Raw genomic sequence first — 25,687 nt, forward strand, 5'->3', positions numbered from 1 at the left:
TCTGTGAACTTTGTTCACAAAAAACGCCTCGCGGAACGTTACCAGTGAACAGTAATGTAATGCTCCGCGAACAGTTAAAAAATAGCTTTATAAACTTGCCTAAATGAGAAATATAGATTATAATTAGAACAAATGTACGGAAAATTACTTTTGAATTGGAGAGAAATACATGGATTTATTTGAATATGCGAAATCCAGGACAATGGAGAATGAATCCCCACTTGCCTCACGTCTTCGCCCTACGAAACTGGAGGAAGTAGTGGGACAGCAGCACATTGTGGGAAAAGATAAATTACTTTACAGAGCCATCAAGGCAGATAAGCTGACTTCCGTTATTTTTTACGGTCCTCCAGGAACCGGAAAGACCACCTTGGCTAAAGTCATCGCCAATACTACTAGCGCAGACTTTACCCAGATCAATGCCACCGTAGCAGGCAAGAAAGATATGGAAGAAGTGGTAAAACAGGCTCAGAATGCCCTTGGAATGTATGGGCGAAAGACGATTTTGTTTATTGATGAGATTCATCGCTTTAATAAAGGACAGCAGGATTATCTTTTGCCTTTTGTGGAGGACGGAACCATTATCCTTATTGGGGCCACCACAGAGAATCCCTATTTTGAGGTAAACGGTGCGCTCCTTTCACGTTCTATTGTATTTGAGTTGAAGGCGCTGGAGATTCCGGAGATTAAAGAACTGCTCCTACGGGCAGTGAACGATAAGGAAAAGGGCATGGGAAGCTATAATGCGGTTCTGGATGAAGATGCCCTGGAGTTTCTGGCAGATATGGCAGGGGGAGATGCCAGAAGCGCTCTGAATGCCATAGAACTGGGCATTCTTACTACGCCAAGAGCTTCAGACGGCAAGATTCATATTACTCTGGATGTGGCTTCTGAGTGTATCCAGAAGCGTGTGGTGCGCTATGATAAAGATGGAGATAACCATTATGATATTATTTCTGCATTTATCAAGAGTATGCGCGGCTCCGATCCGGATGCTGCAGTTTATTATCTGGCGAAGATGCTGTATGCAGGTGAAGATGTGAAATTCATTGCAAGACGTATGATGATCCTTGCTTCTGAAGATATTGGAAATGCAGATCCCCAGGCCCTGGTAGTGGCAACAGCAGCAGCCCAGGCAGTTGAGCGGGTGGGAATGCCGGAATCCCAGATCATTCTTTCCCAGGCTGCCGCATATATGGCGTGTGCACCTAAGAGCAATGCTGCGGTGAATGCTATTTTTGCAGCAATGGACAGTGTGAAGCGTACTAGGACGACTGTGCCGGTTCATCTTCAGGATGCCCATTATGGAGGGCATGAGAAGCTTGGACATGGAATGGGCTACAAGTATGCCCACGATTATCCAAATCATTATGTAAAGCAGCAGTATCTGCCAGATGAGATTCGTGGAGAGAAATTCTATGAGCTGTCAGATATGGGATATGAGAAGAAACTAAAGGAACACATGAAATTTATAAAAGACCATGCAGATTGAAGGAATGATTTTTCGAACACGGTTTGGAATAAATATTGAGTAATTATCAGCAAGTGCTGTTTTGCCAAGCGTGCAGCTGTGAAGGTACTGAACAATTACAATATCTGAAATAAAAAGTGGAGGAGCTTTATAAAAGCCCCTCCATTATTTTTGCATAAATTTCTTCATATTTCTTGGGCCACTGCCTGCACATGGCCTTGGCAGCGGAAAGAGATGGCGCTGCAAGAGAAAGATCGATCACAGAAGCACCCTTCTGCAAAAGCTGAAGGTGAACCACATATTCTCCCTGATTATTAATGTAATAATCGGCTGGAGCTTTCACCTGATTCTTGGTGGAGGCACCTCTGGCTGCCAGGTACTGGAGCACTTCAGTACGGATGTCCTGGGAAATATCATTCTCGAAATAGGTGAGCGTGTTTTTTCCATCTTCAGTAAGATAATAGTAGGAAGTATTGGAAATGGTACGCTTCTCAATCAGTTCTGTTTCCTCAAGCTCGGAAAGGGCCTGTTGCAAATGGAAATAATTTGTGTACTCACGGTCCAGAATAAATTCTGAAATTTCTGAATTAGTGATGGGGGACGAAGAATTCCGAAGCATGTATAGGATGATCAGTTTGTAAACAGTAAATGGTGTAGCCATTTTCCAGCCTCCCTTCTGGTGAAATATTGCGTAAGTTCTAAATTCGAGCGTGTTTGAAAAAGGCTTTCTGCAAGATGCGTATTACACTTTGCGGGAGATTGCGGGAATAATATTTCAAACAGACTCTGATGCTTTGCCCTGAAAACTCTGACGCTCTTTCAAACGGTGGTGGAGCAGATTCAGCACTTCTCTTTTTCTGCTGGCCCATAGAGGGGCGATCAGCAGATCTTTCGGCCCATCGCCGGTAACCCGGTGGATCACAATGGATGGATCCAGATGTTCCAGGCAGTCTGCTACAAGGTCAATATATTCGGTGCGTTCCAGCACTTTAAATTTCCCGGCAAGATAATCATATGCAAGGTCAGTGCCTTTCAGAACGTGGAGCAGCTGAAGCTTGATTCCCTGAATATCCCGGGCATTTAAATAATCCATAGTAGCCAGCATATCTTCCCTGGATTCGCCGGGAAGCCCGAGAATGGTATGAACTACTACTTCCAGACCAGCTGCGCGGAGTCTCTTAAGGGAGTCTTCAAAGCAGGACAGAGGGTAACCTCGCCGGATATAAGCTGCGGTAGATTCATGAATGGTTTGAAGTCCCAGTTCTACCCAGACTGGTTTAACCATGTTTAGCCGGGAAAGAAGTTCTACTACATCGTCCTCCAGGCAATCCGGCCTTGTACCAATAGAAAGTGCCACAATTCCCGGATGGGAAATAGCTTCCTGAAAAATTTTTTCCAGATAAGGCACAGGAGCATAAGTATTGGTGTAAGCCTGAAAATAGGCGATGTATTTGTGAATAGGTCTTTTGGCGGAAAGCATGGCAATTTGGCTGTCTATCTGTTCATGGATAGAGAGGGCTGCACTGGCGGCAAAATCACCGCTGCCACCTTCGCTGCAGAAGATGCAGCCGCCGTGTCCTATTGTACCATCGCGGTTGGGACAGCTCATGCCGCCGTTTAAGGTGACTTTATAAACCTTTTCCCCGAAGCGCTCCTTTAGCATATAGTCAAGGGAGTGATAGGGCTTTCCATTCCAGCTGGTGATCATAAATTCTTATTGTCGGAATCAAGACTGTGGTCTACTACACTGTCAGGATTCGGCTCAGAGGTTTCTTCCGGAATATATTTGTCAAAAATTTTCACAAAGAAATGGGAATTGATGTATGCAATTCCGGAAAATCCAATGAGCACCAGCAGCAGGATGACCATGGACTGTACCTGGGCACTTGGAATAAAAAATACAAGAACCGGGGCAGCAGTGACAAGGATCATAAGTGCTGTATATGGAAGATGGCGGATGGACATCAAAAATGCGTTGGTAAAAGTATTCTTGATGGTATTGTAAAATTTCGCAAGAACCGGGTAGATGTACAGGAAGATCATCAGGTAAACGACCAGGATCATCATAAATAATACCATAAGAACCTTACCGATGGTGCCAGGTGTGCTGCGGCAGATGCTAATGTCAAAGTACAGCAAAAGGGCAGCCGCAAGCATGATCAGATTGATCACAATACCCTGTTTCAGATTCTGTTTAAAGGATTTAAAAAATCCGCGGACGATATAAGACTCTTCATTACGAACCATTTTCAAAGTGACGTAGAACATGGCGGCAATGGAAGGTCCAATGGTCACCACCGGAATGCAGCAGACAATGCAAAGCAGATTCAGAATGATAAGATCTGCCACCCTGCTCATGAAGGTGAAAAATTTGTTATCCATGTTGAAAAAACGATCCATTCAAAAATTCCTCTTTTCTATTTTGTATATAGCATTAATGAGCTTATCACATAGTATAACGAATCTGTGAAAAAAAAGCAATTTGAAAATAAAAAAGAACATAAAAACTATATAATCTTCACAAAAATATTTATAGAAAGTCCTTGCTTATCACACGTCAGAGTGTTAAAATAGTAATCATTGAAAAGAGAATAATAAACATTAAATATAGAAAAAGGAGTAGCGAAATGAGTAAAAATATCAGAACTGAGGCAGTTGACCATCTTTTTGAGGCCATACTTTGTCTGAAGGATAAGGAAGAGTGCTACACTTTCTTTGAGGATGTGTGTACCATTAACGAACTTCTTTCTTTATCTCAGAGATTTGAAGTGGCCAAGATGTTGATGGATAAGAGAACTTACCTTGACATTTCTGAGAAGACCGGTGCTTCCACAGCCACGATCAGCCGTGTAAACCGTTCTCTGAATTATGGCAATGACGGTTATGATATGGTATTTAAGAGAATGGAAGAGAAAAAAGAGCAGAACCGTTCTCTGGATCAGAAGGACGAATAAGCGTCAGAGGATCTGAATCCGAAATAGAATAAAATATACGAAAGAAAACCCGCGAAATTGTGCTATGAGATAATTTCGCGGGTTTTGTACTGTTATTTGTCTTTATTCTTCTTATGTTTGTCCCTGGGCTCAGATGGGGAAATGTCATCGATCATTTTCTCAATGATCATCTTCTTAATGTAGACATCAAAGCTCATGAGACAGATAAAACTGAATCGCTTCAGAAATTCCTGATCTTCCTCATCTGCATCCTGGAAAGTGGCGCTGGAGAAACGGTAATCCTTCAGAAGATTCTTGATCAACTGGTCAATCTTGCGGTTCTCCATTCCAAAAACTTCATTATATACATAGGTCATGTCCTTGCCTGGCTCACCTTTAAAGTATTTCGCTGTGATGGGACCGAGAAGCTTCTGGATGTCTGTGATGGACAGAATATTCTTAAAATAATAAATGAAGATCAGCATGAGCAGATGATCTTTGGAATAGCGCTTCTTCTCAGGGGAAGGGAGCAGGTTATTCTTGGCGTAGTTATTGATCATGGTCTTTGTCAGGATCTTGTCATCATCGTGACGCTTTGTGGACGCAAGCTGATCCTCCATAAACGTGGTGACCTGATCCATGTACAGGTCGATGTTTGGAAGATCTTCTGGTTTTATATAATCCATTCCGGAAATGTGCTCCAGAATGCTCTTTAATATGGATTTATCATCAGCTGTCATTTTTATCACCTCTGCTCCTTATTATATAGTTTTTAAAACTACTTGTAAACTGTTTTTTTCAGATCTTGTGAAAAACAGAAAAAAACCAGAACTTTGTTTACAAAAAACACCTCACGGAATGTTACTGGTAAACAGTAAAAACCCGAATCTATGTTTGGATTTTCTGCACGTTCGGGGTTGTGGGAGATAAGGATTTCATGTATAATGAGATTTAACTATTTGAAAAATCATTCCCGCAATCTGCATGCCCCATTTGACGGTATATTTCGTCCGAATTCAGTTGTCGCAGTCCGCTGTGACGCCCTCATCAGGGCGGAAGCTCCTACAAATTGTGGCGCACATCCTGCAGAAAGCTTTTTTCAAACATGCGTTAGCGAAAAAAGGAGAACATAAATGAGCATATATGATACATTAAATCCCCCTCAGCGCGAGGCGGTAGCACAGACAGAGGGACCAGTCCTGATCCTGGCGGGAGCTGGTTCCGGCAAGACAAGAGTGCTGACACACAGGATTGCCTATCTGATGGATGAAAAGGGAGTAAATCCGTGGAATATTCTGGCTATTACTTTTACCAATAAGGCTGCTCAGGAGATGAGAGAGCGTGTGGATAAGCTGGTGGGCTTTGGTTCTGAGAGTATCTGGGTGTCTACTTTCCACTCAGCCTGCGTAAGAATCCTTCGGAGACATATTGATAATCTGGGATATGACACGAATTTTACAATCTATGATACAGATGACCAGAAGTCTCTTATGAAAGATGTGTGCAGGAAGATGAACATTGACACCAAGATTTATAAAGAGCGTTCCCTTCTTGCCCAGATTTCCCATGCCAAGGACGAGCTGCTTACACCAGATGATATGGAGATGAAAGCTGCCGGAGATTACAATATGAAGAAAGTGGCTTCTGTTTACCGTGAATACCAGGCTGCTCTTCGCAAGAATAATGCACTGGACTTTGATGATCTGATCGTAAAGACGGTGGAGCTTTTTGAAAAATGCGGTGCAGTGCTAGAGTACTATCAGGAGCGGTTTAAATACATTATGGTGGATGAGTATCAGGATACCAATACTGCACAGTTTAAGTTTATCAGTCTTCTGGCCCAGCGGTATCAGAATCTTTGTGTGGTAGGTGATGATGACCAGTCCATTTATAAATTCCGTGGGGCTAATATTGGAAATATTCTTGGATTTGAGCATGTTTTTCCAGATGCCAGGGTAATCCGTCTGGAGCAGAACTACCGCTCTACAAGGAATATCCTGAATGCAGCGAACCAGGTGATCGCGAATAATACAGAACGTAAGGCAAAAACCCTGTGGACAGAGAACGAAGAAGGCAGCAAGGTGCATTTTCGCCAGTTTTTGAATGCTTATGAGGAAGCAGAGTATGTGGCAGGGGAAATCGGCAAGTTAAAAAGAAACGGTCTTGGGAACTACCGTGATTGCGCTATTCTTTATCGTACCAATGCCCAGTCCCGTATTTTCGAGGAGAAATTTATTGCAGCCAATATTCCATATAAACTGGTAGGAGGCGTTAATTTCTATGCACGTAAGGAAATCAAGGATCTTCTCTGTTATCTGAAAACGATTAATAATGCCAGAGATGATCTTGCTGTGCAGAGAATCATAAATGTGCCAAAGCGTGGAATCGGTGCAACGACACTTGGACGTGTTCAGGATTATGCGGACAATATGGGAATCAGTCTGTATGAGGCATTGCGCGTGGCTGAAGAGGTTCCTTCTATTGGAAGAAGCTTGTCAAAGATCGATGGCTTTGTAACTTTTATACAGATGCTGAAAAGCAAGGCAGATGTGATGACTGTGGAGGAAATCCTGCAGGAGGTAATTGATTCCACAGGTTATGTGGCAGAGCTGGAAGCTGAGGATACAGAAGAATCGAGAGCAAGAATTGAGAATATTGATGAGTTGATTTCCAAGACTGTAGCTTATCAGGAGGCTATGGAGGAGCAGAATCAGTCGGCTACGCTTTCAGGCTTTCTGGAAGAGGTGGCTCTGGTAGCAGATATTGATACTGTAGATCCGGATCAGGATTATGTGCTCCTTATGACTTTACATAGTGCCAAGGGTCTGGAGTTTCCGAAGGTGTTTATGGTAGGAATGGAAGACGGCATTTTCCCTAGTCATATGACCATCAGCTATGGCGATGACGGGGAGATGGAAGAAGAGAGAAGACTTTGTTACGTGGGAATTACCCGTGCAATGAAAGACCTTACTTTGACTTGCGCCCAGCAGAGGATGATCCGTGGAGAGACTCAGTATAACAGGGTTTCCAGGTTTGTGAGAGAGATTCCAAGAGAACTGGTAGATCTGGGACACACTATTCAGGAGAAGAAGCCGAAAGTGGAGGAACTAATCCCAACACCGGCGAAATACTCCAAGATGAAAGAGATTCTCCAGGGCAGAAATTATAAGCCAAGAGAATTTAAAGTAACAAAAGCTAATTCGCTGGATTATGAGGTGGGAGATACGGTACGCCATATTAAATTTGGCGTTGGAATTGTGAAGGAAATCGTGGAAGGCGGCCGTGATTATGAGGTTACAGTAGAGTTTGATAAGGTTGGTGTGAAGAAGATGTTCGCAAGCTTTGCCAAGCTGAAGAAAATTTGATTGGAAATTGGGTTTGGAAAAATTTAAAATTAATATATTAACTATGGTAAAATAATTGCAAAAGTGGTATAATAAATAAACCTAATGAGTACTTTGAAAGAGAGGATGGTATCACATGAACATTAAAATGGATAAGCTCGAGGAATTATTATCATTACTTAAGAAAAAAGAAGATGAGAAGCAGAAGAATACAGTCCTCTGGGTACTGGCTATCATTGGCGCTGTAGCTGCTGTTGCAGGAATTGCATTTGCAGTATATCGCTTCTTCGCACCGGATTATCTTGAAGACTTCGAGGAAGATTTTGATGATGATTATGACGATTATTTCGAGGATGAGGAGAAATAAGTAAGGCGTTTAGCGGATATCCACGGTCGTCCACAATTTTTGGAATACAAATCTGGTTTGGATGTGGATAATTTCGGGGATTTTTTATAAGTGAGTGCATATTAAATGAAAAGGTATACGGGCATATAGCAGTTATGCTCCCCCGTATACCTTATTTTTGATTTAAGGTAACTGTTCAGTATCTTCATAGTAATACGCTTCGCGCTGCACAGAAAGACGAACCTTCTTGTGACAAGCACAAGAAGTAGCGTTTGCTGCGCAAACTTAATTTTCGGGTTTTCTGTGAACTTTGTTCACAAAAAACACCTCGCGGAACGTTACCAGTGAACAGTAATCTATTGGCGACAGTATTATATATAAAAGACAGCTGCGGAATAGTTACGATCTATATACAATTATTTTATGGAGGATTTATGAAAAAAGGAGAGATTTACGAAGGAATTATCGAGAAAGTTGATTTCCCTAACAAGGGATATGTGAACATAGATGGAGAAAAAGTAATTGTAAAAAATGGAATTCCAGGTCAGAAAGTTCGCTTTATGATCAATAAGAAGCGTTCGGGCAGGGCAGAAGGCAGGCTTTTGGAGATTCTGGAGAATTCTACCCTTGAGGTAAGAGAGCCTGTATGTAAGATTTTTCCAGCATGCGGTGGCTGCATGTACCAGACAATGTCCTACGAAGAACAGTTAAAAATGAAGGAAACTCAGGTGAAAGGACTTCTCCAGGAGGCAGTAGGTATTGGTACAGACCTTCACTGGGAAGGAATCCACGGAAGTCCTATTGAATTTGGTTACCGTAATAAGATGGAATTTTCCTTTGGAGATGAATATAAAGATGGTCCTCTTTCTCTTGGTTTGCACAAGAAAGGCAGCACTTACGACGTACTGACAGCGTCTGACTGCAAGCTGGTGCATCCGGATATGACGGCGATCCTTTCCAGTGTGCTGGACTTTTTTACAGAGCTTGGGGCTGTGCATTATAAGAAAATGCAGCATACTGGTTATCTGCGCCACTTGCTTCTGCGCCGTGGTGTGACCTCTGGTGAAATTCTGGTACATGTGATCACCACAAACCAGGCAGAGTACGACTATGCGCCGCTGGTATCAAGGCTTCTGGCTCTTCCGCTGGAGGGAAAAATCGTGGGAATTATGCACATTATCAATGATTCTCTGTCTGATGTGGTGCAGAGCGATGAAACCAGATTACTTTATGGACAGGATTACTTCTATGAAACGTTGCTGGGTCTGCGGTTTAAGATTAGTACATTTTCCTTCTTCCAGCCAAACTCACTGGCAGCCGAAGTATTGTACTCCATTGTGCGTGATTACATTGGTGACACCAAGGATAAAGAAGTATTTGACCTCTACAGCGGTACTGGAACTATTGCCCAGCTTCTTGCTTCTGTTGCGAAAGAGGTTATCGGCGTGGAAATTGTTGAGGAAGCTGTGGAAGCTGCAAAAGTAAATGCCGCCTTAAATGGTCTCACCAATTGCCGTTTCATCGCAGGTGACGTCCTGAAAGTCCTAGACAATCTTACTGAAAAACCAGATATGATCATTCTGGATCCCCCTCGCGATGGAATCCACCCCAAAGCGCTGCCGAAGATCCTGGCATATGGAGTAGAAAACATCGTCTATATCTCCTGCAAACCAACAAGTCTTGCAAGAGATTTACCAGCATTTCTGGCAGCTGGTTATGAGGTTCAGCGCAGCTGCAGCGTGGATCAGTTTTGCGAGACGGTGCATGTCGAGACGGTAGTCTTGATGTCAAGGAAAGATAAATAAGTGCCAGAAAGCGGCGTATTTCCGGGCTTTTTCGGAAGTTAGGAATAGAAGCCTAACTCTTGAAAAAGCTCGGTTGTTTTATATGGAAACATATCTACCGCGAAATCTGTGTCAGGTTGTAACATCGGATTAGATGTCACAATTTGAGACAGTGGATTAGATGTCAGGCATTTGGGGATGATTTTGGGAAAATGAAAACGGATGACAACCAATCCGGCAATTCGACCATTTGGGGTGTTTGTAGGCAGTGGATTAGATGGCAAGGAGGAATGAATGAGTGGCAGATATTAAATACCTGTTGAAATTTGGAAAGAGAGAACATTTGGAAAGTCTAGTAAGTGGAAATATATATTGTTCAAATGCAATTACTTTCTGGGGGATTGAAGATAAACTGAAAATCAAAGGACAAGGAGATATTCTTGAAGCTGGTACTAGAATGTTTGCTCAAAAAATGATAATGCAGCATCCAGATACCAAAGAGGTAATTGCAAAATGTGGAAAAGCAAATGGCTTGGTGAGAATAGAACCAGCAGAGAAAATGCCAGTTTTTTGTATGTTTGCTGTTTATGAAGACGATTGCAAAGTCGATATTACTGGAGCTTCAATCATCAATCTTTCAGATGATAAAAAACAGACTATTAGGGAACACTTCCCTAATGCTGATGCTGTTGCAGTAATTCCGAATCCTGAGGAATTTATTGAAGATGTTAAAAGAAGTATCGGTACTGAGATTAAGGCTGAAAAAGTCAATTATTTTCATATAGATAAAGGTTACGAAACCACCGATGGTGAAATAGCTATGGACATGGAGTATATGAAATATTTGATGCAAGATGCATCTCCAGAAAAAGTAGACGGAGGAATAAGATATACTTTTTATGCGGATTATGCATTTAGAGTTTTATTCTGCAAAGATGTATTTTTTGAGCAAGAACAGGAGTATAGAATAGTTCTTCCAAATGAGACTATAGAGGCTGGAAAGAGTTATCCCGTGCGGCTTTCAAAAGATTACGAAATAATTGATTTACATACTTTCTTTGATAATTAGAGGAGGGCGTAAACATGCCAACAACGATAGAAGTAAATAAACAAAGCGTGGAAGCGCTCCTGGGTAGCGGAAAATCAAAACCGTTTGTCATTCCTGAGTACCAGCGACCATATGCTTGGACGGATGAACAGGTAGAAACACTTTTTGAGGATTTATGGGATTTTACTGCTACAAGTGGCGGTACAGAAAGAGAGAGTTCCTACTTCCTCGGAAGTGTGGTTTCCTACGAAAATGAAGATGGTGAGCAGGAAATAATTGATGGACAGCAGCGTATTACGTCTTTGTTTCTGCTGCTACGTGCAATTTATACGAAGCTTGTTGCTACGCCTGCATCAGAGAGAACGGCAGAGGCCAATAACTTTATTGGAAAGATTGAGCCTACTATCTGGAGAACCAATAAACTTACTGGAACGGTGGATTTCAAAAATATCCTTTTGACCTCACGTGTTGTGAATAACGAAGGAAATGAAATTCTGCGATCAATCTTGGAAACCGGAAAAGCGGATGAGGATGCGAAAGATAACTATTCAAAGAATTATCGCCATTTTCAAGAGTTGTTTGATAAGCATTCCACAGAGAATCCATTGATGGTATATCAGTTTATCTATGCGCTCTTGAACCAGGCTATTCTGCTTCCTATCACAGCAGACACCCAGGATACTGCGTTGACTATTTTCTCAACGTTAAATGATAGAGGTCTTCCTCTGTCGGACGCAGATATTTTTAAGGCAAAGATTTACAACCAGCTTGCGCCGGATGATAAGAAGGCATTTATTGACCGCTGGAAAGATTTAGATGAGCAGTCTACAGATGCTAATGAAAGCATCCAGCAGCTGTTCTACTACAATATGTTTTATTATCGAGCACTGGATAAGGATACGAAGACGACTACTCCTGGTGTCAGGAAGTATTATGCGGTTAATAAGTTTGAACGCTTGTATAAGCCTGAATTGTTGGATACTCTTTTTGTTATCCTGAATCTGTGGAAGGTTGTAAACAAAGGAGAGGAACTTGAAGATGAAGCCTGGTCCAAGAATATTAAAATTAGGCAGACACTGGATATTCTGACTTCATATCCGAACGAGTACTGGAAATACCCGGTTGTTATTTACTATGTTTGCTACAGGAATGAAGAAAATTTTGAAACACGATTTGCTCGGTTCTTGAATAAGCTGCTCATGGAGCTGATGACAAAATACTTGATGATACCGACAATCAATGCTGTAAAGCCGGATATTCTGAAGCTGAATTCTGCAATTGTAGCATCGGATATACCTACGTTTGAATTTAAGACTGTCGATATGACACAGCTGGAGCCATATATCCAGAATCCGAATCGTAATGTAGTGCGTATGCTTCTGAAGACGCTTGCGTATGAACATCAGGATGATTTGCTTCCGGCTAAGTGGGAGATAGAGCATATCTTTCCACAGAAGTGGCAGACGAATTATTTTCCGGATGAGCCAGACGCAACCATCAAAGAGAAAATTGAGCATATAGGCAATAAGCTCCCATTCGAAAAGAAGCTGAACATTGTCGCTGGTAATGGATATTTTGGCAAGAAGAAAAAAGAGTACATAGCTTCCAAAATTGTAATTACTAAGGCAATGGGAACCTCTGATGTAATGGATTGGAACCTGGAATCCATCACGAAACGTGATATTCGTGTATCTGATGAGGTTGTCAAAATCATGAACAGATGGAATAACGAATATTTAAACACTCCGGTCAGCGAGGGTAAGGCGGGCGAACCATCTGAGGAAGAATTAGCTCAAATTGAGAAATTTAAAAAGAATGGCTGGATCTAGTGATATGTAGAAGGGAGGCATTCTATTTGGCAAAGAAAAAAGATGAAATAACCATCCGTTCCAGCGCAGCAGAGTACCTGACCTATGTTGCCTCTGTAGGTGATCAACAGGACAGCATAGAGATGCGCTATGAGGATGAGAATATATGGCTGACACAGAAGATGATGGCCACATTGTATGATGTTGGTTCACCAACGATAAATGAACATATTAAAAAAATATATGCGGATAGTGAATTGGAAGAGGCCGCAACTATTCGGAATTTCCGAATAGTTCAAACCGAAGGTTCTCGCCAGGTCACACGCGATACCAAGCACTATAGCCTTCAAATGATCATTGCCGTAGGCTTCAAGGTCAATTCCGAGCGTGCGGTACAGTTCCGAAAATGGGTAAACCAGATCGCAAAGGACTACACCATCAAAGGCTGGGTCATGGATGATGAGCGGCTGAAGCGCGGAACGTATCTGACAGAAAAGTATTTCGATGAGCAGCTAGAGCGCATCCGAGAGATCCGTGCCAGCGAAAGAAAATTCTATCAGAAGATCACTGACCTGTATGCGACAGCCATTGACTATGATAAAAATGCTGCAACAACGAGAAGATTCTATGCGACTGTTCAGAATAAAATGCATTATGCCGTTCATGGACATACGGCGGCGGAGATGATCGTGGAAAGAGCGGATCACACAAAAGAGCACATGGGATTAACCACCTGGGCAGATGCTCCTGACGGAAAGATTAAGAAAAGCGATGTCACGGTTGCTAAAAATTATCTGAGTCAGGATGAAATGAAGCAGCTGAATCGTATGGTGACGGCATACCTGGATTTTGCGGAAAACATGACCTTACGACATATTCCGCTTACGATGCAGGACTGGGAAAAGAGGCTCAACAGCTTCATTGAAATGTTTGATTATGGCATTTTACAGGATGCGGGTAAGGTGTCCGCAGAAATTGCAAAGCTTCATGCTGAGACAGAATTTGAAAAATATCGCGTGATCCAGGACAGTTTATTCATGTCCGACTTTGATAGGTATATGCTGGAGTTGGAAGAAAGCGCAAAGAAATAAGGATCAGATATCAGGTCGAGACGGTGAAATCAGGCAACTCAACTCCCTGCGAGTGTATGGCAAATCCGTGGTTTGAACGGATGGATTGTGTAGAAGTTAAGCGGCCTTCACTGTCTCAACGGTCGAGACAGTGGCAGGTGGCAGCAGTGTAAACTTGCCTTGCATTGTATAGGTAGAAAAGGCCTTATACCGACTTGTTCCCATAGACTTCAATGGTTAAGACCGAGCATAAGGTGCTGTGGGAGCTTGCTCACAAAGGCACCATTATGCGATGGGCTGTATGCGGCGAATGCCGCGGATAAGCGTAGGAAGCTTTGCTTCCGTAGCGCATCCGGCGTGGCGTAGACAAATTAAAAAACATAGATTCCGAGCTTTTTCGGAGGTTTGGATTTGAAGCCAGACTTTTGAAAAAGCTCGGTTTTCTTATATGGAAACATATCCGCTGCAAAATGTGTGTCAGGTTGTAACCCCGGATTAGATGTCACGATTTGAGACAGTGGATTAGATATGTGGAGAATTGTTTAAATCGGAAGTTGATGGAATGGCCTGGTAGAGATGGTTTCAGCGATGGGGGACGTATCTAACCGAGGCGAAATAATCCCTGCGGAATAAAAGAGGAAGGCAGAGATGCTGATGAATTTCAGTTTATTACAAAAAGGAGAATTAGTCATGATAAGACGAGCAATAGATAGAGATGCATCGAGAATTGCTGAGATATCAGTATTCTCCAAGCGGATGAACTATAGAGAAATTTTTCACGATGATATGGTTTCATTTGGTGAAATACAAGTTTATCCGTTGGCAAAAGAATACATCGAGCACCCAGAGATACTTAAGGAATTTTATGTATATGAAGATGATTTTGTTAAGGGGTTCATTCATATTCAGGGAACGCAAGTCTTGGAATTGTATGTAGATACGTTTTTCGTGGATCAGGGAATCGGAGGTAAATTATTAGATTTTGCCGTAAGTAGGAATTGTAATTCACTATGGGTTCTTGAGAAGAATACAAAAGCGCAGCACTTTTATTTGCGACACGGTTTTACTCCAAGTGGAGTAAGGCAATTGGAAGAGGGAACAGAACAATTTATCATTGAAATGATACGTTGAAGTAAGTAGGTTATTCTAGAAGTTAACTGTACCAAAAACATACAATGGAGAAGCTGTAATCCATTGATATGTTTCCACAAACTGATGAGACGTTGGACATATTTTCGCAAACCAACGAGTAAAAAAGAGAGCAGTTCAGACGTCTCAACGCATGTTGAGACGGTAGTCTTGATGTCAAGAAAATAAAATCAAGTGCCAGAAAGCGGCGTATTTCCGGGCTTTTTCGGAAGTTGGGAATAGAAGCCTAACTCCTGAAAAAGCTCGGTTGTTTTATATGGAAACATATCTACTGCAAAATGTGTGTCAGGTTGTAACCTCGGATTAGATGTCACGATTTGAGGCAGTGGATTAGATGGCAAGGGAAAATTCGGTGAATCGCGATTTGTCAGAGCGTTATAGAGGATAAAATTATGTTTTTTGGATATTATCAATTTCACGAAAGTAATTATGCAATCCTTCATATGCAGAAGGGTGCCATTGCTTCGCAAGAGAAGCATATAAAGGGTATCCAATTTTAAGAGACAACAGGTATAAAATATATCTAATTTCCTGTTGTCTCAAATCAACGTATGAAGGGAATTAGAAAAATGAATAATCCATTTAAAAGAATGACCAAAAGAGAATGGGCACTTTGGTTCGTGTCTATTGCTATTGTTGTTATGTCCAATATTATGGCAGGAAGAGTAGATGCTTTGACACTTACTGCAACTTGTATTGGTGTAACTTCACTGATATTTGCCGCACAGGGAAATGTATGGGCACCGATATTGATGACGATTTTCTGCATCCAGTATGCGATAATATCATACCGTTTTCGCTACTGGGGAGAGATGTTTACTTACTTATTTATGTCACTTCCGATGTCTGTTTGGTCGATTGTGACATGGCTGAAAAATGCGAGAAACAGTAGTGATGGAACAGTAGAAATACGAAAAATTACAAGAAAAGGAGCAGGAGTTCTTGTTCTTTGCAATGTGGTAGTGACAATTGCATTTTATATATTACTAAAAAAACTTAACACGCCGAATCTGATATTTAGTACCATTTCGGTAGTAACAAGTTTTTTTGCTGCATCACTCACTATGTTACGGTCTTCCTATTATGCTTTGGGATATGCATCGAATGACATCGTGCTGATTATCTTATGGATACTGGCATCAATTAAGGACCCGGGGTATATTCCAGTGGTTGTAAATTTCTTGATATTTATTCTTAATGACATGTATGGATTCATATGTTGGAAGAAAAGAGAAACAGCACAGTGTTAAGACAATTCTGGTTTGTGGATGTAGAAAATACCCTCCCGGCCATCATGGTCGAGAGGGTGTTGTGCATCTATTGGGATTATTCATCAATATCAATTTTTAGTTCGGACTTAAGCTCCACAGTGAAGTGGTCCTCCCAAACGGTGATTCGCTCGAGCCAGCGCTTTACCAGGGCCTCGTCGATGTATTTCTCGTTTCGGACACTCACGCGTGCCTTTATAGTTTCCTGTAAGGTCATGATCCCTGTATTTTGCATCCAGCGTACCGCCATTCGCCAGAATATCGATTACCTCAAACAGCTTATCAAGATTTTTATTTTGCTTTTTGGCAAGCTTCAAATCCTTTTTAAACTGATTGGTAAACTGAATGTCGTATTTCATACGTCGAGAGCTGCCTTAAGCGCATCCATACTGGAATAACGCGGAGCAGAAGGATCCTTCATCATTTTTCTGCCATCCTCAATGGCAGCGGCTGTCGTATCATTCGGTACTTCCAGTTTTAATTCAAAAGGAATACCATGCTCACGGATAGCGGTTCTCAGGAACATATTTACAGCAGTTGTCATATTCAGACCAAGCTCATTGAAGATTTCCTCCGCCTGATCCTTGATTGCCTTCTCTGTACGAATATTTAAATTAGTTGTTGCCATACAGAACACCTCCATTCAAGTATAGTATACTCAAATGCGTGTCTAATGTCAACACACTGTCATTATATAAGGCACATAAATTTGCTAAAATGCATCAAAATCCCTCTGCGTAGCGATCTGCGCATAGCCTTTGTACTCATCATTGCTGCTTTCTGCGTACATGTCGTTCACCATCCCAATCGTAAGAAGATCCAGATCCCGGCTGGAGATTCCGAGCTGTACGCAGCGAAGCAGAAACAAGGGTGTGGTCATCGGGCGGTCAGTTGCGTGAAGTTTTTTTTAGACTCCACATCCGTCTGGATATTCTATAGATTGAACAGGTGATCCGTGCCGGGACAGCAGACATCGGAGAAAAGTATTTGGCTGTAATCCGTAAGGCTGCCAGTGATTACACAAGAGAAATCTTTCATAAGCTGAGAGAAAGGGAATACAATCCGGAGCTGATGCGTTTATATGTAGTTGTTGGTGGTGGCTGCTGCATGATTCAGAACTTCGGGGAATATGACAAAGACAGAGTAACGATTGTGCGAGACATCTTCGACTTTGCGAATGGTTCATAAACACAGATTTTCTATCAAAATATTATTGACGCACCGGAAACTTCATGGTATTTTATTTTTGATGAAAAATGGGAATTATTTAAAGGCAAACTTGCTGAAAGGCAGGGACGCAAAGCCAGAAGGGGCTAAAGTCAGAAAGTCTGACCATGTCAGCCGGTTGCTGCTGTTTCCATATATAGAAAAGACGTGAGAACGGAAGCGATTCCGATACCTTTTATACTATATGTATATGGATGTGTGAGTTTAAAAAGATGTAGCAGGGACACTGGCAGGATGTTTGTCAGGTGTCCTTTTTATATGCCAAAATATGTACGAGAACTTGCCGGAGCATGTTCTGGAGCGTGGTTGAAAAAGCATTCCTACAATCTGCGCGCCACATTTTGCAGAAAGCTTTTTTCAAACACGCATCAAACAGAGTGAGGGTTTTTATAAAATGTTATATAAGGAAAATTATGAGGATAAAATATATTCTTTAAACAAGACGGTACCTGGACAAACACAGGATTTATCACAGGCAATACAGAAAACACTGGAAAATAATGGCGGGGTAGGTATGTTGACCGGATATTATGACCAAAATCTGTCTATTCTGTCTGTGAGTAATCTGCTGCTACATAGTATAGGACATACGTTCGATTCTTTTATGAAGCAGACAAAAGGCTCATTGAAGAATTTTTTTTACGGCAAGGATATAAGTATATTGGATCGAGACCGTTTTTTGCAGATCCACGGAGCCGGGGAAGCGCAGATCCTTACAGCGGACGGTACAGTGAATAATGTACGGCTTTATAAAGAGGATGCGACAGATGAAGCAGGCAGACAGATCTGGATTATGTCCGTACAGGTCAACTGGGATCATGTAAATCTGGCACTGATCAATGAGGCTATCTGTTCTGGCTTCTGGTATTTTGACTGTGACGAAAACAGTGAGATTGTGAATGCAAACTGGAGCCATGAGTTCCGAAAAATGCTTGGCTATCATGATACTCTGGATTTTCCGAATAAACTGGAATCCTGGTCAGATCTTCTGCATCCACAGGATAAAGAAAGAGTAATGATGCAGCTTCAGGCGGCAATTGCGGATAAGACGAATCAGGTAAAATACCAGGTAGAGTACCGTATGAGAATGAAGGATCATCAGTACCAGTGGTTTCGGGCATCAGCAGAAGTAATACGCCGGCTGGATGGTTCTGCCAGCAGGATTGCCGGGATTTTTATTAATATTGATGCGGAAAAAAAAGAAATTATGCAGGCACAAAAGTCAGCAGCTTTCCACCGTGCCTTTACGAAAACAGATCTGTGCGAATATTATGTTAACCTGGAAGCAAACACATTTGATACCTTTAAGGTTGAACCGTCCCTGATGACTGTTTTTGAACAGAGTCATACATGGGATGAACTGATCCGGCATTTTGTGGATTCCTATGTTGTGGAAACAGATAAGAAGGCAGTATCTGCTTTTTATGATCGTGGCTATATTGCGGAAAAACTGAAGGGTCTGGAAACCGAATTGTCTTTGGAGTGCCGAATCACTCTGAAGGGAGAAGAACGATGGGTCCGTAATGTGATCATACGTGGCGAGATAGAGGATTCAGAATATGCCATGATTTTTCTGCGGGATATTACGGAGGCAAAGGTAGAGAGCGCACGGCATCTGCAGATGGCAGCGGATAATGCTTCCATGGAGCAGCTGATTCAGAGCATAGTGCGTCTGGTTGACCGTTTTGTTGTCTGTGATCTGGAAAATGACAGATATGAATTCTACAATCTGAATGGACAGATGATATATAAACCTCTGGGCTTCTATCATGATTTTCAGATGCAGGTTCTTGAAAAGTATAAGACACTGGAACCGTTGGAAGCTATAGATATTCTGATAGCCCCGGAAAATATCCGGGAAAATCTGAAAAGCGAAAATGATATTTATAAGTTTGAGTATTGCAGCCTGGATGAAAAGACTTATAAAATCGCTTCTTATATTCCCTTGGAATGGAAGAATGGAAAGCTGGAAAAGGTATTGCTGGCATCCATGGATGTGACACAGGAGAAGAAAGCAGAGATTGAATCCCGTCAGGCACTGAAAGAGGCTTACCGGTCCGCAGAAAATGCAAATCGTGCAAAAACAGAATTCCTTTCCAATATGTCCCATGATATCCGGACACCGATGAATGCCATTGTGGGTCTGACAGCAATCGCCGGAGCAAATATTGAGAGTCAGGACAGAGTTATTGAATGTCTCAGCAAGATTACAGAATCAAGCCGTCATCTGCTTGGGTTGATCAATGAAGTGCTGGATATGGCACGTATTGAAAGTGGAAAAATGACACTGGCACAGGAAGATTTCAATCTGTCAGAGTTGGTGGATAATCTTATTACACTTACGCGACCGGTGCTTGATGAACATAAACATAATTTTGATATACACATTAATCATATTGAACATGAGGATGTCTGCGGTGACAGTCTGAGGATTCAGCAGGTATTTGTGAATCTGATGAGTAATGCGATCAAGTATACACCGGATGGCGGGAATATTACTTTTTCCATAGAGGAAAAGCCAAATGGATTTTCGGAGCTTGGATGCTATGAATTCACGATTGAGGATAATGGAATCGGTATGTCGCCGGAATTCCAGAAAATCATGTTTGATCCCTTCAGCCGCGCAGATGACCATCGGACAACCAGAGTTCAGGGAACTGGTCTGGGAATGGCAATCAGCAGAAATATTGTAAATCTGATGAATGGTAATATTAAAGTGGACAGCACCTTACACAAGGGAACTAAAATTACGGTAACAATTTATCTTGAACTTCAGGAAAAAGAGAAAGAAAAGGATGAAAATCTGATGAATTTGCCGGTTCTGGTTGTGGATGATGATAAGACATGCTGTGAAAGTACAGTTGCGACATTGAAGGAGATTGGAATTACAGGCGAATGGGTCCTCTCCGGCAGAGAAGCCGTTGAGCGCTGCTATGCACGTCATGAGCTAAAAAATGATTACTTTGCTGTTATTTTGGACTGGAAGATGCCGGATATGGATGGCATAGAAACTGCCAGACAGATTCGGAAACGGATAGGGAAGGAGATTACCATCATTGTACTGACATCTTATGAGTTCAGCGAGATTGAAGAAGATGCAAAGGCAGCAGGTGTAGATGCTTTTATTGCAAAACCGTTATTCCGTTCCAGGCTGACCGCTACACTGCGGCAGTTTGTTTCTGACAAAAAAGAAAAAACAGCAAGGAATTATCTGGAGAATCTGTCAGAAGCAGATTACACAGGAAAAAGGATTCTGCTGGTCGAGGATAATGAGTTAAACAGAGAAATTGCAGTGGAAATCCTGCAGATGACAGGGGCAGAAGTTGAGACAGCCGAAAATGGAAAAATTGCAGTTGAAAAAGTGGAGGTTTCTCCAAAAGACCGGTATGACCTTATTTTTATGGATATCCAAATGCCTGTTCTGAATGGTTATCAGGCAACCGCAGCAATTAGAAGCCTCCCCGGTGAAAAAGGAGAACTGCCAATTGTTGCCATGACTGCCAATGCTTTTGCAGAAGATGTACAGCTGGCAAAAAATACAGGTATGAACGGACATATCGCAAAGCCGCTGGATATGAATAAGCTGAGTGATGTTTTGAAAAAATGGCTGTAATGATACTGCGAACGGAGTGAACAGGAACGCTGTAATTTATTTATGTGTAGGCGAAAAAATAATTGACAGAAAAACACAGTCATTATAAAATATTTCCGAAAGGTAATGTGGACAAAAGTCTGGGTGGATAAGCTTCCCAGGCTTTTTATGTGAAGATAGAACAGACCGCAGTTTTCTTATTGAAAGAGAAATGTCTGTTTGAAAGTCTGTTGCCTGTCTTTCATTGAGGAGAGAAAAATTTATGTTAAATCAGTTTTCAAGAACCCAGCTTCTTCTTGGAGAAGAGGGGATGAAGAAGCTTGCCGGTGCCAGAGTGGCAGTATTTGGAATCGGCGGTGTTGGCGGATATGTGTGTGAGGCGTTGGTGAGAAGCGGGGTAGGTGCTTTTGACCTGATCGATGACGACAAGGTATGCCTTACGAATCTGAACCGCCAGATCATAGCAACGCGAAAAACAGTGGGAAAATACAAGACGGATGTTATGAAAGAGCGTATGCTGGAAATCAATCCGGACGTGAAGGTGGAGACACATAAGTGTTTTTTTCTGCCGGAGAATGCAGACGATTTTCCATTTGAAGAATATGATTATATTGTAGATGCAGTAGATACCGTTACTGCAAAAATCTCCCTTGTCATGAAGGCAAAGGAGAAAGGGGTTCCGATCATCAGTTCTATGGGTGCCGGAAACAAACTGGATGCAAGCCAGTTTAAAGTTGCGGACATTTATAAGACTAAGGTCTGCCCTCTTGCCAAGGTTATGCGCCGCGAACTGAAGAAACGTGGCGTCCGTAAGCTGAAAGTGGTTTATTCCGAGGAAATCCCTACAAGACCGATAGAGGATATGTCCATCAGCTGCAGAACCCACTGTATCTGCCCGCCAGGTGCCAAGCACAAATGTACAGAGCGTCGTGATATTCCGGGAAGCGTAGCATTTGTGCCGTCTGTTGCAGGACTGATCATTGCCGGAGAGGTTGTGAAGGATCTTTGCAAGCCTTGAAAGATCCCACAAAGTGGGGAGTGCAGGTAATTGAGGATTATGCTCTGAAACGTGACGATTATGCAGATTTCTCCCCGAGAGGGAACGTTGTGTTATAATAAACTAGTCAAGTACAAGGAGGCTTTGGGAGAGCTTTGGTAAACAGAATTGCCATATGTGACGACGTGGAAGTTGAGCGTTTTGTGCTGAAGCGTCAGTTGATGGTGTACTTTCAGACAAATGGCAGGGAGGCGCAGATCCAGGAATATGAATCTGGAGAGAGCCTCCTTGCAGACATTGAAGAGGGCTATATATGGCCAGATCTGATTTTTCTTGATATTTATATGGGCGATCTGAATGGAATGGACACGGCACGGAAGCTGCGTGACCTGGGAGTAAAAGCGCCTATTGTATTTCTGACTGCTTCACCTGATTTTGCGCTTGAAAGTTATGAGGTAGAAGCATCCGGCTATCTTCTGAAACCTGCAGAAGAGAAGCAGACCACAGCAATTTTAAACAGACTGCTGAAGTCTGAGCTTCGCAGGCGGATTTCCGTGAAATGCAGAAGACAGTATCGTTATCCTTTCGTGGATGAAATTTTATACCTGGAAAGTGACCGCCATACAGTAACCTTACATATGCTGGATGGTTCGGTGCTTGAAACTGCGGAAAAACTTGGGAATCTTGAGAAAAAGATAGAGGATCCCCGTTTTTTGCGTTGCCACCAAAGCTTTCTGGTAAATATGGATCACATTACAGATGTAGAAGAGGAGTTTTTACTCCGAAATGGAGAACGGGTTCCCATTCGCGTGAGAGGACGTAAGGATGTGCTGGATGCTTATAATCACTATTTCAGGATAAAGTCATCCGGCAATTGAAAGAGAGCAATTGCCAGTATGGTGAATAAAAAACGGATTTCATAGACAACAGGCAGGAAACACAGTGATTAAACGGAGCTATTGCTCTCTTGATCGCTATGTTTCCTGCCTGTTTTTGTATGGTGCAGATTGCGGTATATTTTGCTCGAATTCGACCTACGCAGCCCGCTGCGGCGCCCTCATCCGGGCAAAATCTCCCACAAATTGTGATGTACATCTTGCGGAAGCCTTTTTTAGACACGCTTTCGTTTCTTAATCCCTGGAAAACAGATCCCTTGTATAAACCTTTTTCTTCACATCGTCCAGGACCTTGTCATAACGGTTCGCCAGAATACACAGGCTTTTTTCTTTAAACTCTTCCAGATTATTTACAACCTTGCTGCCAAAAAATGTGGAACCGTTTTCCAAATTGGGCTCATAGATGATGACAGTGGCGCCTTTTGCCTTGATCCGTTTCATAACACCCTGAATGCTGCTTTGCCGGAAATTATCGGAATTACTCTTCATAGTGAGGCGGTAGACGCCGATAACCACTTCTTTTTCCAGGCTTGACTGATAAAGGTTGTCCTCATTGTAGTTGTAATAGCCGGCTTTTTGCAGTACCTGATCAGCAATAAAATCCTTTCGGGTACGGTTGCTTTCCACGATTGCGGACATCATATTCTGAGGAACGTCGTTGTAATTGGCAAGAAGCTGTTTGGTGTCCTTAGGCAGGCAGTAGCCGCCGTAGCCAAAGGAAGGATTATTGTAATGAGTTCCGATCCGGGGATCCAGACAGACTCCATTGATAATATCGCGGGTGTTCAGCCCCTTCATTTCCGCGTAAGTATCCAGCTCATTAAAATAGGAAACACGAAGTGCCAGATAGGTGTTGGCAAAAAGTTTTACAGCTTCTGCTTCCGTATATCCCATGAACAAGGTGTCGATATTTTCTTTAAGAGCACCCTCCTGAAGAAGTGCTGCAAAAGTATGAGCTGCTTCTCTGGTGTGTTCATCACAGGAGACAATGATCCTGCTTGGGTAAAGATTGTCGTACAGGGCCTTGGACTCTCGGAGAAATTCCGGGCTGAAAATAATATTGTTATTGTGAAGCTTCTTTCGGATAGATTCTGTGTAGCCTACAGGAATCGTAGATTTGATCACAATTGTGGCAGCAGGATTCACCCTTGTGACCAGGCTTAGTACAGCTTCAACAGCGGAAGTGTCGAAATGATTTTTCCTGCTGTCATAGTTGGTGGGGGTGGCCACTACCACAAAATCAGCCTCTGCGTAGGCGGATTCTCCGTCTGAGGTGGCCGTAAGATCCAGTTCCTTTTCCGACAGGTATTTTTCGATATATTCATCTTGGATTGGAGATTTCTTCTGGTTTATCAAAGCAATCTTCTCCGGAATTATGTCAACTGCAACAACATGATTATGCTGAGCCAGCAGTACAGAAATAGAAAGCCCTACATATCCGGTACCTGCGACTGCAATAGATTTATTCATGGTAAGTTCCTTTCTTAAAAAAGTGTGAAATCGGGAAAAAAGAGTTTAAATTTTCACAGTTTGTGCTACAATATATAACACTAATGATGAACCGTTCATGCACAATTTTTATAAATAATAACATGACAGACTGGAAAATACAACGCCTTGGGAACTTTTTGGAATATGCAGATTACAGAACGTTACCAGTGAACAGTAATACAGAACTGACTTTTAAACAGTCTCTGATGAATGGAGGAACAGAATATGTGTACAGCAGCAACCTATAAAACAAAGGATTTCTATTTTGGAAGAACTCTGGATTATGAGATTTCCTATGGAGACCAGGTAGTGATCACGCCTAGAAATTATGTATTTGACTTAAGAGAAGGCGGTCAGCTGAAAAATCATTATGCCATGATCGGAATGGCATGTGTTATGGAGAACTATCCTCTGTATTATGATGCGGTCAATGAGAAAGGTCTTGGAATCGCCGGCCTTAATTTCGTTGGAAATGCCAGCTACAAGAAGCCTGTAGAGGGGAAAGACAATATCACTCAGTTCGAACTGATCCCATGGATTCTGGGAAAATGTGCTACAGTGAAAGAAGCACGCCAGCTTCTTAAGAATATGAACCTGATTGACACCCCATTTCTTCCTGATCTGCCAGTTGCGCAGCTGCACTGGATTATTGCGGACAAAGAGGAATGTATTACCCTGGAGTCGTTGGAAGAGGGAATGAAAATATATGATAATCCAGTAGGTGTCCTCACAAACAATCCGCCCTTTAACTATCAGATGTTTAATCTGAACAATTATATGCAGCTGGCTGTGGAAAACCGCAGTAACACTTTTTCAGAAAATCTGGAACTGAATCAGTACAGCCGGGGAATGGGTGGCATGGGACTGCCGGGAGATCTCTCCTCCCAGTCAAGATTTGTGCGGGTGGCCTTTGTAAAAATGAATTCTCTGTCCGGGGATTCAGAAGAAGAAAGTGTAAGCCAGTTTTTCCACATTCTTGGCAGCGTAGACCAGCAGAGGGGCTGCTGCAAGCTGGGAGAAGACAAGTATGAGATTACGCTATATACTTCCTGCTGTAATACGGATAAGGGAATTTACTATTATAATACTTACGACAACCACCAGATCAGTGCTGTGGATATGCACAAGGCGGACCTGGAAGGTGAGAAGCTTTATACCTATGCGCCCATAAAAGGGGAACAGATCAGAATGCAAAATTAGCTCCCGTTTCGAAATAAATGTTTCAAAAAACTACCATGTTCCAGAAAGAATGTTCGATTCTTA

Annotated in this window: 27 protein-coding genes, 1 pseudogene and 1 riboswitch; of the genes and pseudogenes, 16 read left to right on the forward strand and 12 right to left on the reverse strand. The window is 42.3% G+C overall.

Annotated features, from left to right (window positions below):
* Positions 1 to 169 precede the first annotated feature (169 nt).
* Complete coding sequence (locus LIZ66_RS15055) at positions 170 to 1,492, forward strand: replication-associated recombination protein A (RefSeq protein ID WP_173734854.1); 1,323 nt, start codon at positions 170 to 172, stop codon at positions 1,490 to 1,492.
* Positions 1,493 to 1,619: 127 nt separating this feature from the next.
* On the opposite strand, the gene LIZ66_RS15060 is transcribed toward LIZ66_RS15055, so the two are convergent.
* The 4 genes from LIZ66_RS15060 to LIZ66_RS15070 are packed head-to-tail and all read right to left on the reverse strand — an operon-like array spanning position 1,620 to position 3,871.
* Positions 1,620 to 2,132 (reverse strand): DUF4364 family protein, encoded by a 513-nt coding sequence (locus LIZ66_RS15060; protein ID WP_173716614.1) that lies wholly within the window; start codon positions 2,130 to 2,132, stop codon positions 1,620 to 1,622.
* Complete coding sequence (locus tag LIZ66_RS20150; RefSeq protein WP_306797101.1) at positions 2,102 to 2,254, reverse strand: DUF6783 domain-containing protein; 153 nt, start codon at positions 2,252 to 2,254, stop codon at positions 2,102 to 2,104. The genes LIZ66_RS15060 and LIZ66_RS20150 overlap by 31 nt, the downstream gene beginning before the upstream one ends.
* On the reverse strand, positions 2,247 to 3,179 hold the full coding sequence (locus tag LIZ66_RS15065; protein WP_264467175.1) for a tRNA modification radical SAM protein MnmL/YtqA: 933 nt from the start codon (positions 3,177 to 3,179) through the stop codon (positions 2,247 to 2,249). The genes LIZ66_RS20150 and LIZ66_RS15065 overlap by 8 nt, the downstream gene beginning before the upstream one ends.
* A complete protein-coding gene (locus LIZ66_RS15070; protein WP_118578213.1) occupies positions 3,176 to 3,871 on the reverse strand; it encodes a YesL family protein in 696 nt (231 codons plus the stop codon). Before LIZ66_RS15070 ends, LIZ66_RS15065 begins: the two co-directional genes overlap by 4 nt.
* A gap of 227 nt (positions 3,872 to 4,098) precedes the next feature.
* On the opposite strand from LIZ66_RS15070, the gene LIZ66_RS15075 reads away from it, so the two are divergent.
* Positions 4,099 to 4,425, forward strand: coding sequence for a YerC/YecD family TrpR-related protein (locus tag LIZ66_RS15075; RefSeq protein ID WP_118578214.1), 327 nt, complete (start codon positions 4,099 to 4,101; stop codon positions 4,423 to 4,425).
* 92 nt (positions 4,426 to 4,517) lie between these two features.
* Here LIZ66_RS15075 and LIZ66_RS15080 read toward each other — a convergent pair whose 3' ends face one another.
* The 3 genes from LIZ66_RS15080 to LIZ66_RS20160 all read right to left on the reverse strand — a co-directional run bounded on the left by LIZ66_RS15080 (position 4,518) and on the right by LIZ66_RS20160 (position 5,486).
* Complete coding sequence (locus LIZ66_RS15080; RefSeq protein WP_118578215.1) at positions 4,518 to 5,144, reverse strand: DUF1836 domain-containing protein; 627 nt, start codon at positions 5,142 to 5,144, stop codon at positions 4,518 to 4,520.
* A 195-nt stretch (positions 5,145 to 5,339) separates the two neighbouring features.
* Complete coding sequence (locus LIZ66_RS20155; RefSeq protein ID WP_368361321.1) at positions 5,340 to 5,420, reverse strand: DUF6783 domain-containing protein; 81 nt, start codon at positions 5,418 to 5,420, stop codon at positions 5,340 to 5,342.
* Positions 5,421 to 5,486: a hypothetical protein gene (locus LIZ66_RS20160; RefSeq protein ID WP_408611561.1), complete on the reverse strand. Its 66-nt coding sequence runs from the start codon at positions 5,484 to 5,486 to the stop codon at positions 5,421 to 5,423.
* 51 nt (positions 5,487 to 5,537) lie between these two features.
* Between LIZ66_RS20160 and pcrA the strand changes: the two genes are divergently transcribed.
* The 8 genes from pcrA to pnuC all read left to right on the forward strand — a co-directional run bounded on the left by pcrA (position 5,538) and on the right by pnuC (position 16,203).
* A complete protein-coding gene (gene pcrA / locus LIZ66_RS15085; protein WP_118578217.1) occupies positions 5,538 to 7,769 on the forward strand; it encodes a DNA helicase PcrA in 2,232 nt (743 codons plus the stop codon).
* Between the two features lie 115 nt (positions 7,770 to 7,884).
* Positions 7,885 to 8,115: a hypothetical protein gene (locus LIZ66_RS15090; protein ID WP_173716615.1), complete on the forward strand. Its 231-nt coding sequence runs from the start codon at positions 7,885 to 7,887 to the stop codon at positions 8,113 to 8,115.
* Between the two features lie 413 nt (positions 8,116 to 8,528).
* Complete coding sequence (rlmD, locus tag LIZ66_RS15095; RefSeq protein ID WP_148461147.1) at positions 8,529 to 9,899, forward strand: 23S rRNA (uracil(1939)-C(5))-methyltransferase RlmD; 1,371 nt, start codon at positions 8,529 to 8,531, stop codon at positions 9,897 to 9,899.
* A gap of 277 nt (positions 9,900 to 10,176) precedes the next feature.
* Complete coding sequence (locus tag LIZ66_RS15100; protein ID WP_148461148.1) at positions 10,177 to 10,947, forward strand: hypothetical protein; 771 nt, start codon at positions 10,177 to 10,179, stop codon at positions 10,945 to 10,947.
* Between the two features lie 14 nt (positions 10,948 to 10,961).
* Positions 10,962 to 12,755: a DUF262 domain-containing protein gene (locus LIZ66_RS15105; RefSeq protein ID WP_148461149.1), complete on the forward strand. Its 1,794-nt coding sequence runs from the start codon at positions 10,962 to 10,964 to the stop codon at positions 12,753 to 12,755.
* Between the two features lie 26 nt (positions 12,756 to 12,781).
* Entirely contained in the window at positions 12,782 to 13,825 is a 1,044-nt protein-coding gene (locus LIZ66_RS15110; RefSeq protein ID WP_148461150.1) for a virulence RhuM family protein, read from the forward strand.
* A 669-nt stretch (positions 13,826 to 14,494) separates the two neighbouring features.
* Positions 14,495 to 14,935 carry a GNAT family N-acetyltransferase gene (locus tag LIZ66_RS15115; protein WP_148461151.1) on the forward strand — a complete coding sequence of 147 codons (441 nt, stop codon included), beginning with the start codon at positions 14,495 to 14,497 and terminating at the stop codon, positions 14,933 to 14,935.
* Positions 14,936 to 15,522: 587 nt separating this feature from the next.
* Positions 15,523 to 16,203 (forward strand): nicotinamide riboside transporter PnuC, encoded by a 681-nt coding sequence (gene pnuC / locus LIZ66_RS15120; RefSeq protein ID WP_227200980.1) that lies wholly within the window; start codon positions 15,523 to 15,525, stop codon positions 16,201 to 16,203.
* A 107-nt stretch (positions 16,204 to 16,310) separates the two neighbouring features.
* Here pnuC and LIZ66_RS15125 read toward each other — a convergent pair whose 3' ends face one another.
* The 3 genes from LIZ66_RS15125 to LIZ66_RS15135 all read right to left on the reverse strand — a co-directional run bounded on the left by LIZ66_RS15125 (position 16,311) and on the right by LIZ66_RS15135 (position 17,101).
* Positions 16,311 to 16,580, reverse strand: a complete 270-nt coding sequence (locus tag LIZ66_RS15125; RefSeq protein ID WP_227200979.1) for a type II toxin-antitoxin system YafQ family toxin — start codon at positions 16,578 to 16,580, stop codon at positions 16,311 to 16,313.
* Entirely contained in the window at positions 16,577 to 16,849 is a 273-nt protein-coding gene (locus LIZ66_RS15130) for a type II toxin-antitoxin system RelB/DinJ family antitoxin (protein WP_118578232.1), read from the reverse strand. The genes LIZ66_RS15125 and LIZ66_RS15130 overlap by 4 nt, the downstream gene beginning before the upstream one ends.
* An 84-nt stretch (positions 16,850 to 16,933) precedes the next feature.
* Positions 16,934 to 17,101, reverse strand: a complete 168-nt coding sequence (locus LIZ66_RS15135; RefSeq protein WP_173716616.1) for a hypothetical protein — start codon at positions 17,099 to 17,101, stop codon at positions 16,934 to 16,936.
* Between the two features lie 107 nt (positions 17,102 to 17,208).
* Here LIZ66_RS15135 and LIZ66_RS15140 point away from each other — a divergent pair, with 107 nt between their 5' ends.
* Positions 17,209 to 17,409: a hypothetical protein gene (locus LIZ66_RS15140; RefSeq protein WP_226815622.1), complete on the forward strand. Its 201-nt coding sequence runs from the start codon at positions 17,209 to 17,211 to the stop codon at positions 17,407 to 17,409.
* A 74-nt stretch (positions 17,410 to 17,483) separates the two neighbouring features.
* Positions 17,484 to 17,574, forward strand: a riboswitch (cyclic di-GMP riboswitch).
* A 78-nt stretch (positions 17,575 to 17,652) separates the two neighbouring features.
* Here the strand turns inward: LIZ66_RS15140 and LIZ66_RS20165 are convergent.
* Positions 17,653 to 17,790 (reverse strand): annotated as a pseudogene (locus tag LIZ66_RS20165) (DUF6783 domain-containing protein); the annotation flags it as partial.
* Between the two features lie 52 nt (positions 17,791 to 17,842).
* Here LIZ66_RS20165 and LIZ66_RS15145 point away from each other — a divergent pair.
* The 4 genes from LIZ66_RS15145 to LIZ66_RS20170 all read left to right on the forward strand — a co-directional run bounded on the left by LIZ66_RS15145 (position 17,843) and on the right by LIZ66_RS20170 (position 23,171).
* Complete coding sequence (locus tag LIZ66_RS15145) at positions 17,843 to 21,061, forward strand: hybrid sensor histidine kinase/response regulator (protein ID WP_118577792.1); 3,219 nt, start codon at positions 17,843 to 17,845, stop codon at positions 21,059 to 21,061.
* Between the two features lie 241 nt (positions 21,062 to 21,302).
* On the forward strand, positions 21,303 to 22,058 hold the full coding sequence (locus LIZ66_RS15150; protein WP_148461155.1) for a tRNA threonylcarbamoyladenosine dehydratase: 756 nt from the start codon (positions 21,303 to 21,305) through the stop codon (positions 22,056 to 22,058).
* 134 nt (positions 22,059 to 22,192) lie between these two features.
* Complete coding sequence (locus tag LIZ66_RS15155; RefSeq protein WP_226815623.1) at positions 22,193 to 22,915, forward strand: LytR/AlgR family response regulator transcription factor; 723 nt, start codon at positions 22,193 to 22,195, stop codon at positions 22,913 to 22,915.
* A 64-nt stretch (positions 22,916 to 22,979) separates the two neighbouring features.
* Positions 22,980 to 23,171 carry a DUF6783 domain-containing protein gene (locus LIZ66_RS20170; protein WP_368356769.1) on the forward strand — a complete coding sequence of 64 codons (192 nt, stop codon included), beginning with the start codon at positions 22,980 to 22,982 and terminating at the stop codon, positions 23,169 to 23,171.
* On the opposite strand, the gene LIZ66_RS15160 is transcribed toward LIZ66_RS20170, so the two are convergent.
* Positions 23,168 to 24,403, reverse strand: coding sequence for a nucleotide sugar dehydrogenase (locus LIZ66_RS15160; protein WP_148461157.1), 1,236 nt, complete (start codon positions 24,401 to 24,403; stop codon positions 23,168 to 23,170). The two genes, LIZ66_RS20170 and LIZ66_RS15160, sit on opposite strands and share 4 nt — an antisense overlap.
* Positions 24,404 to 24,649: 246 nt before the next feature.
* On the opposite strand from LIZ66_RS15160, the gene bsh reads away from it, so the two are divergent.
* Positions 24,650 to 25,624 carry a choloylglycine hydrolase gene (bsh, locus tag LIZ66_RS15165; protein ID WP_148461158.1) on the forward strand — a complete coding sequence of 325 codons (975 nt, stop codon included), beginning with the start codon at positions 24,650 to 24,652 and terminating at the stop codon, positions 25,622 to 25,624.
* Positions 25,625 to 25,687: the final 63 nt, after the last annotated feature.

The organism is Blautia faecis, assembly GCF_020554845.1.
Lineage (GTDB): Bacteria > Bacillota > Clostridia > Lachnospirales > Lachnospiraceae > Blautia_A > Blautia_A faecis.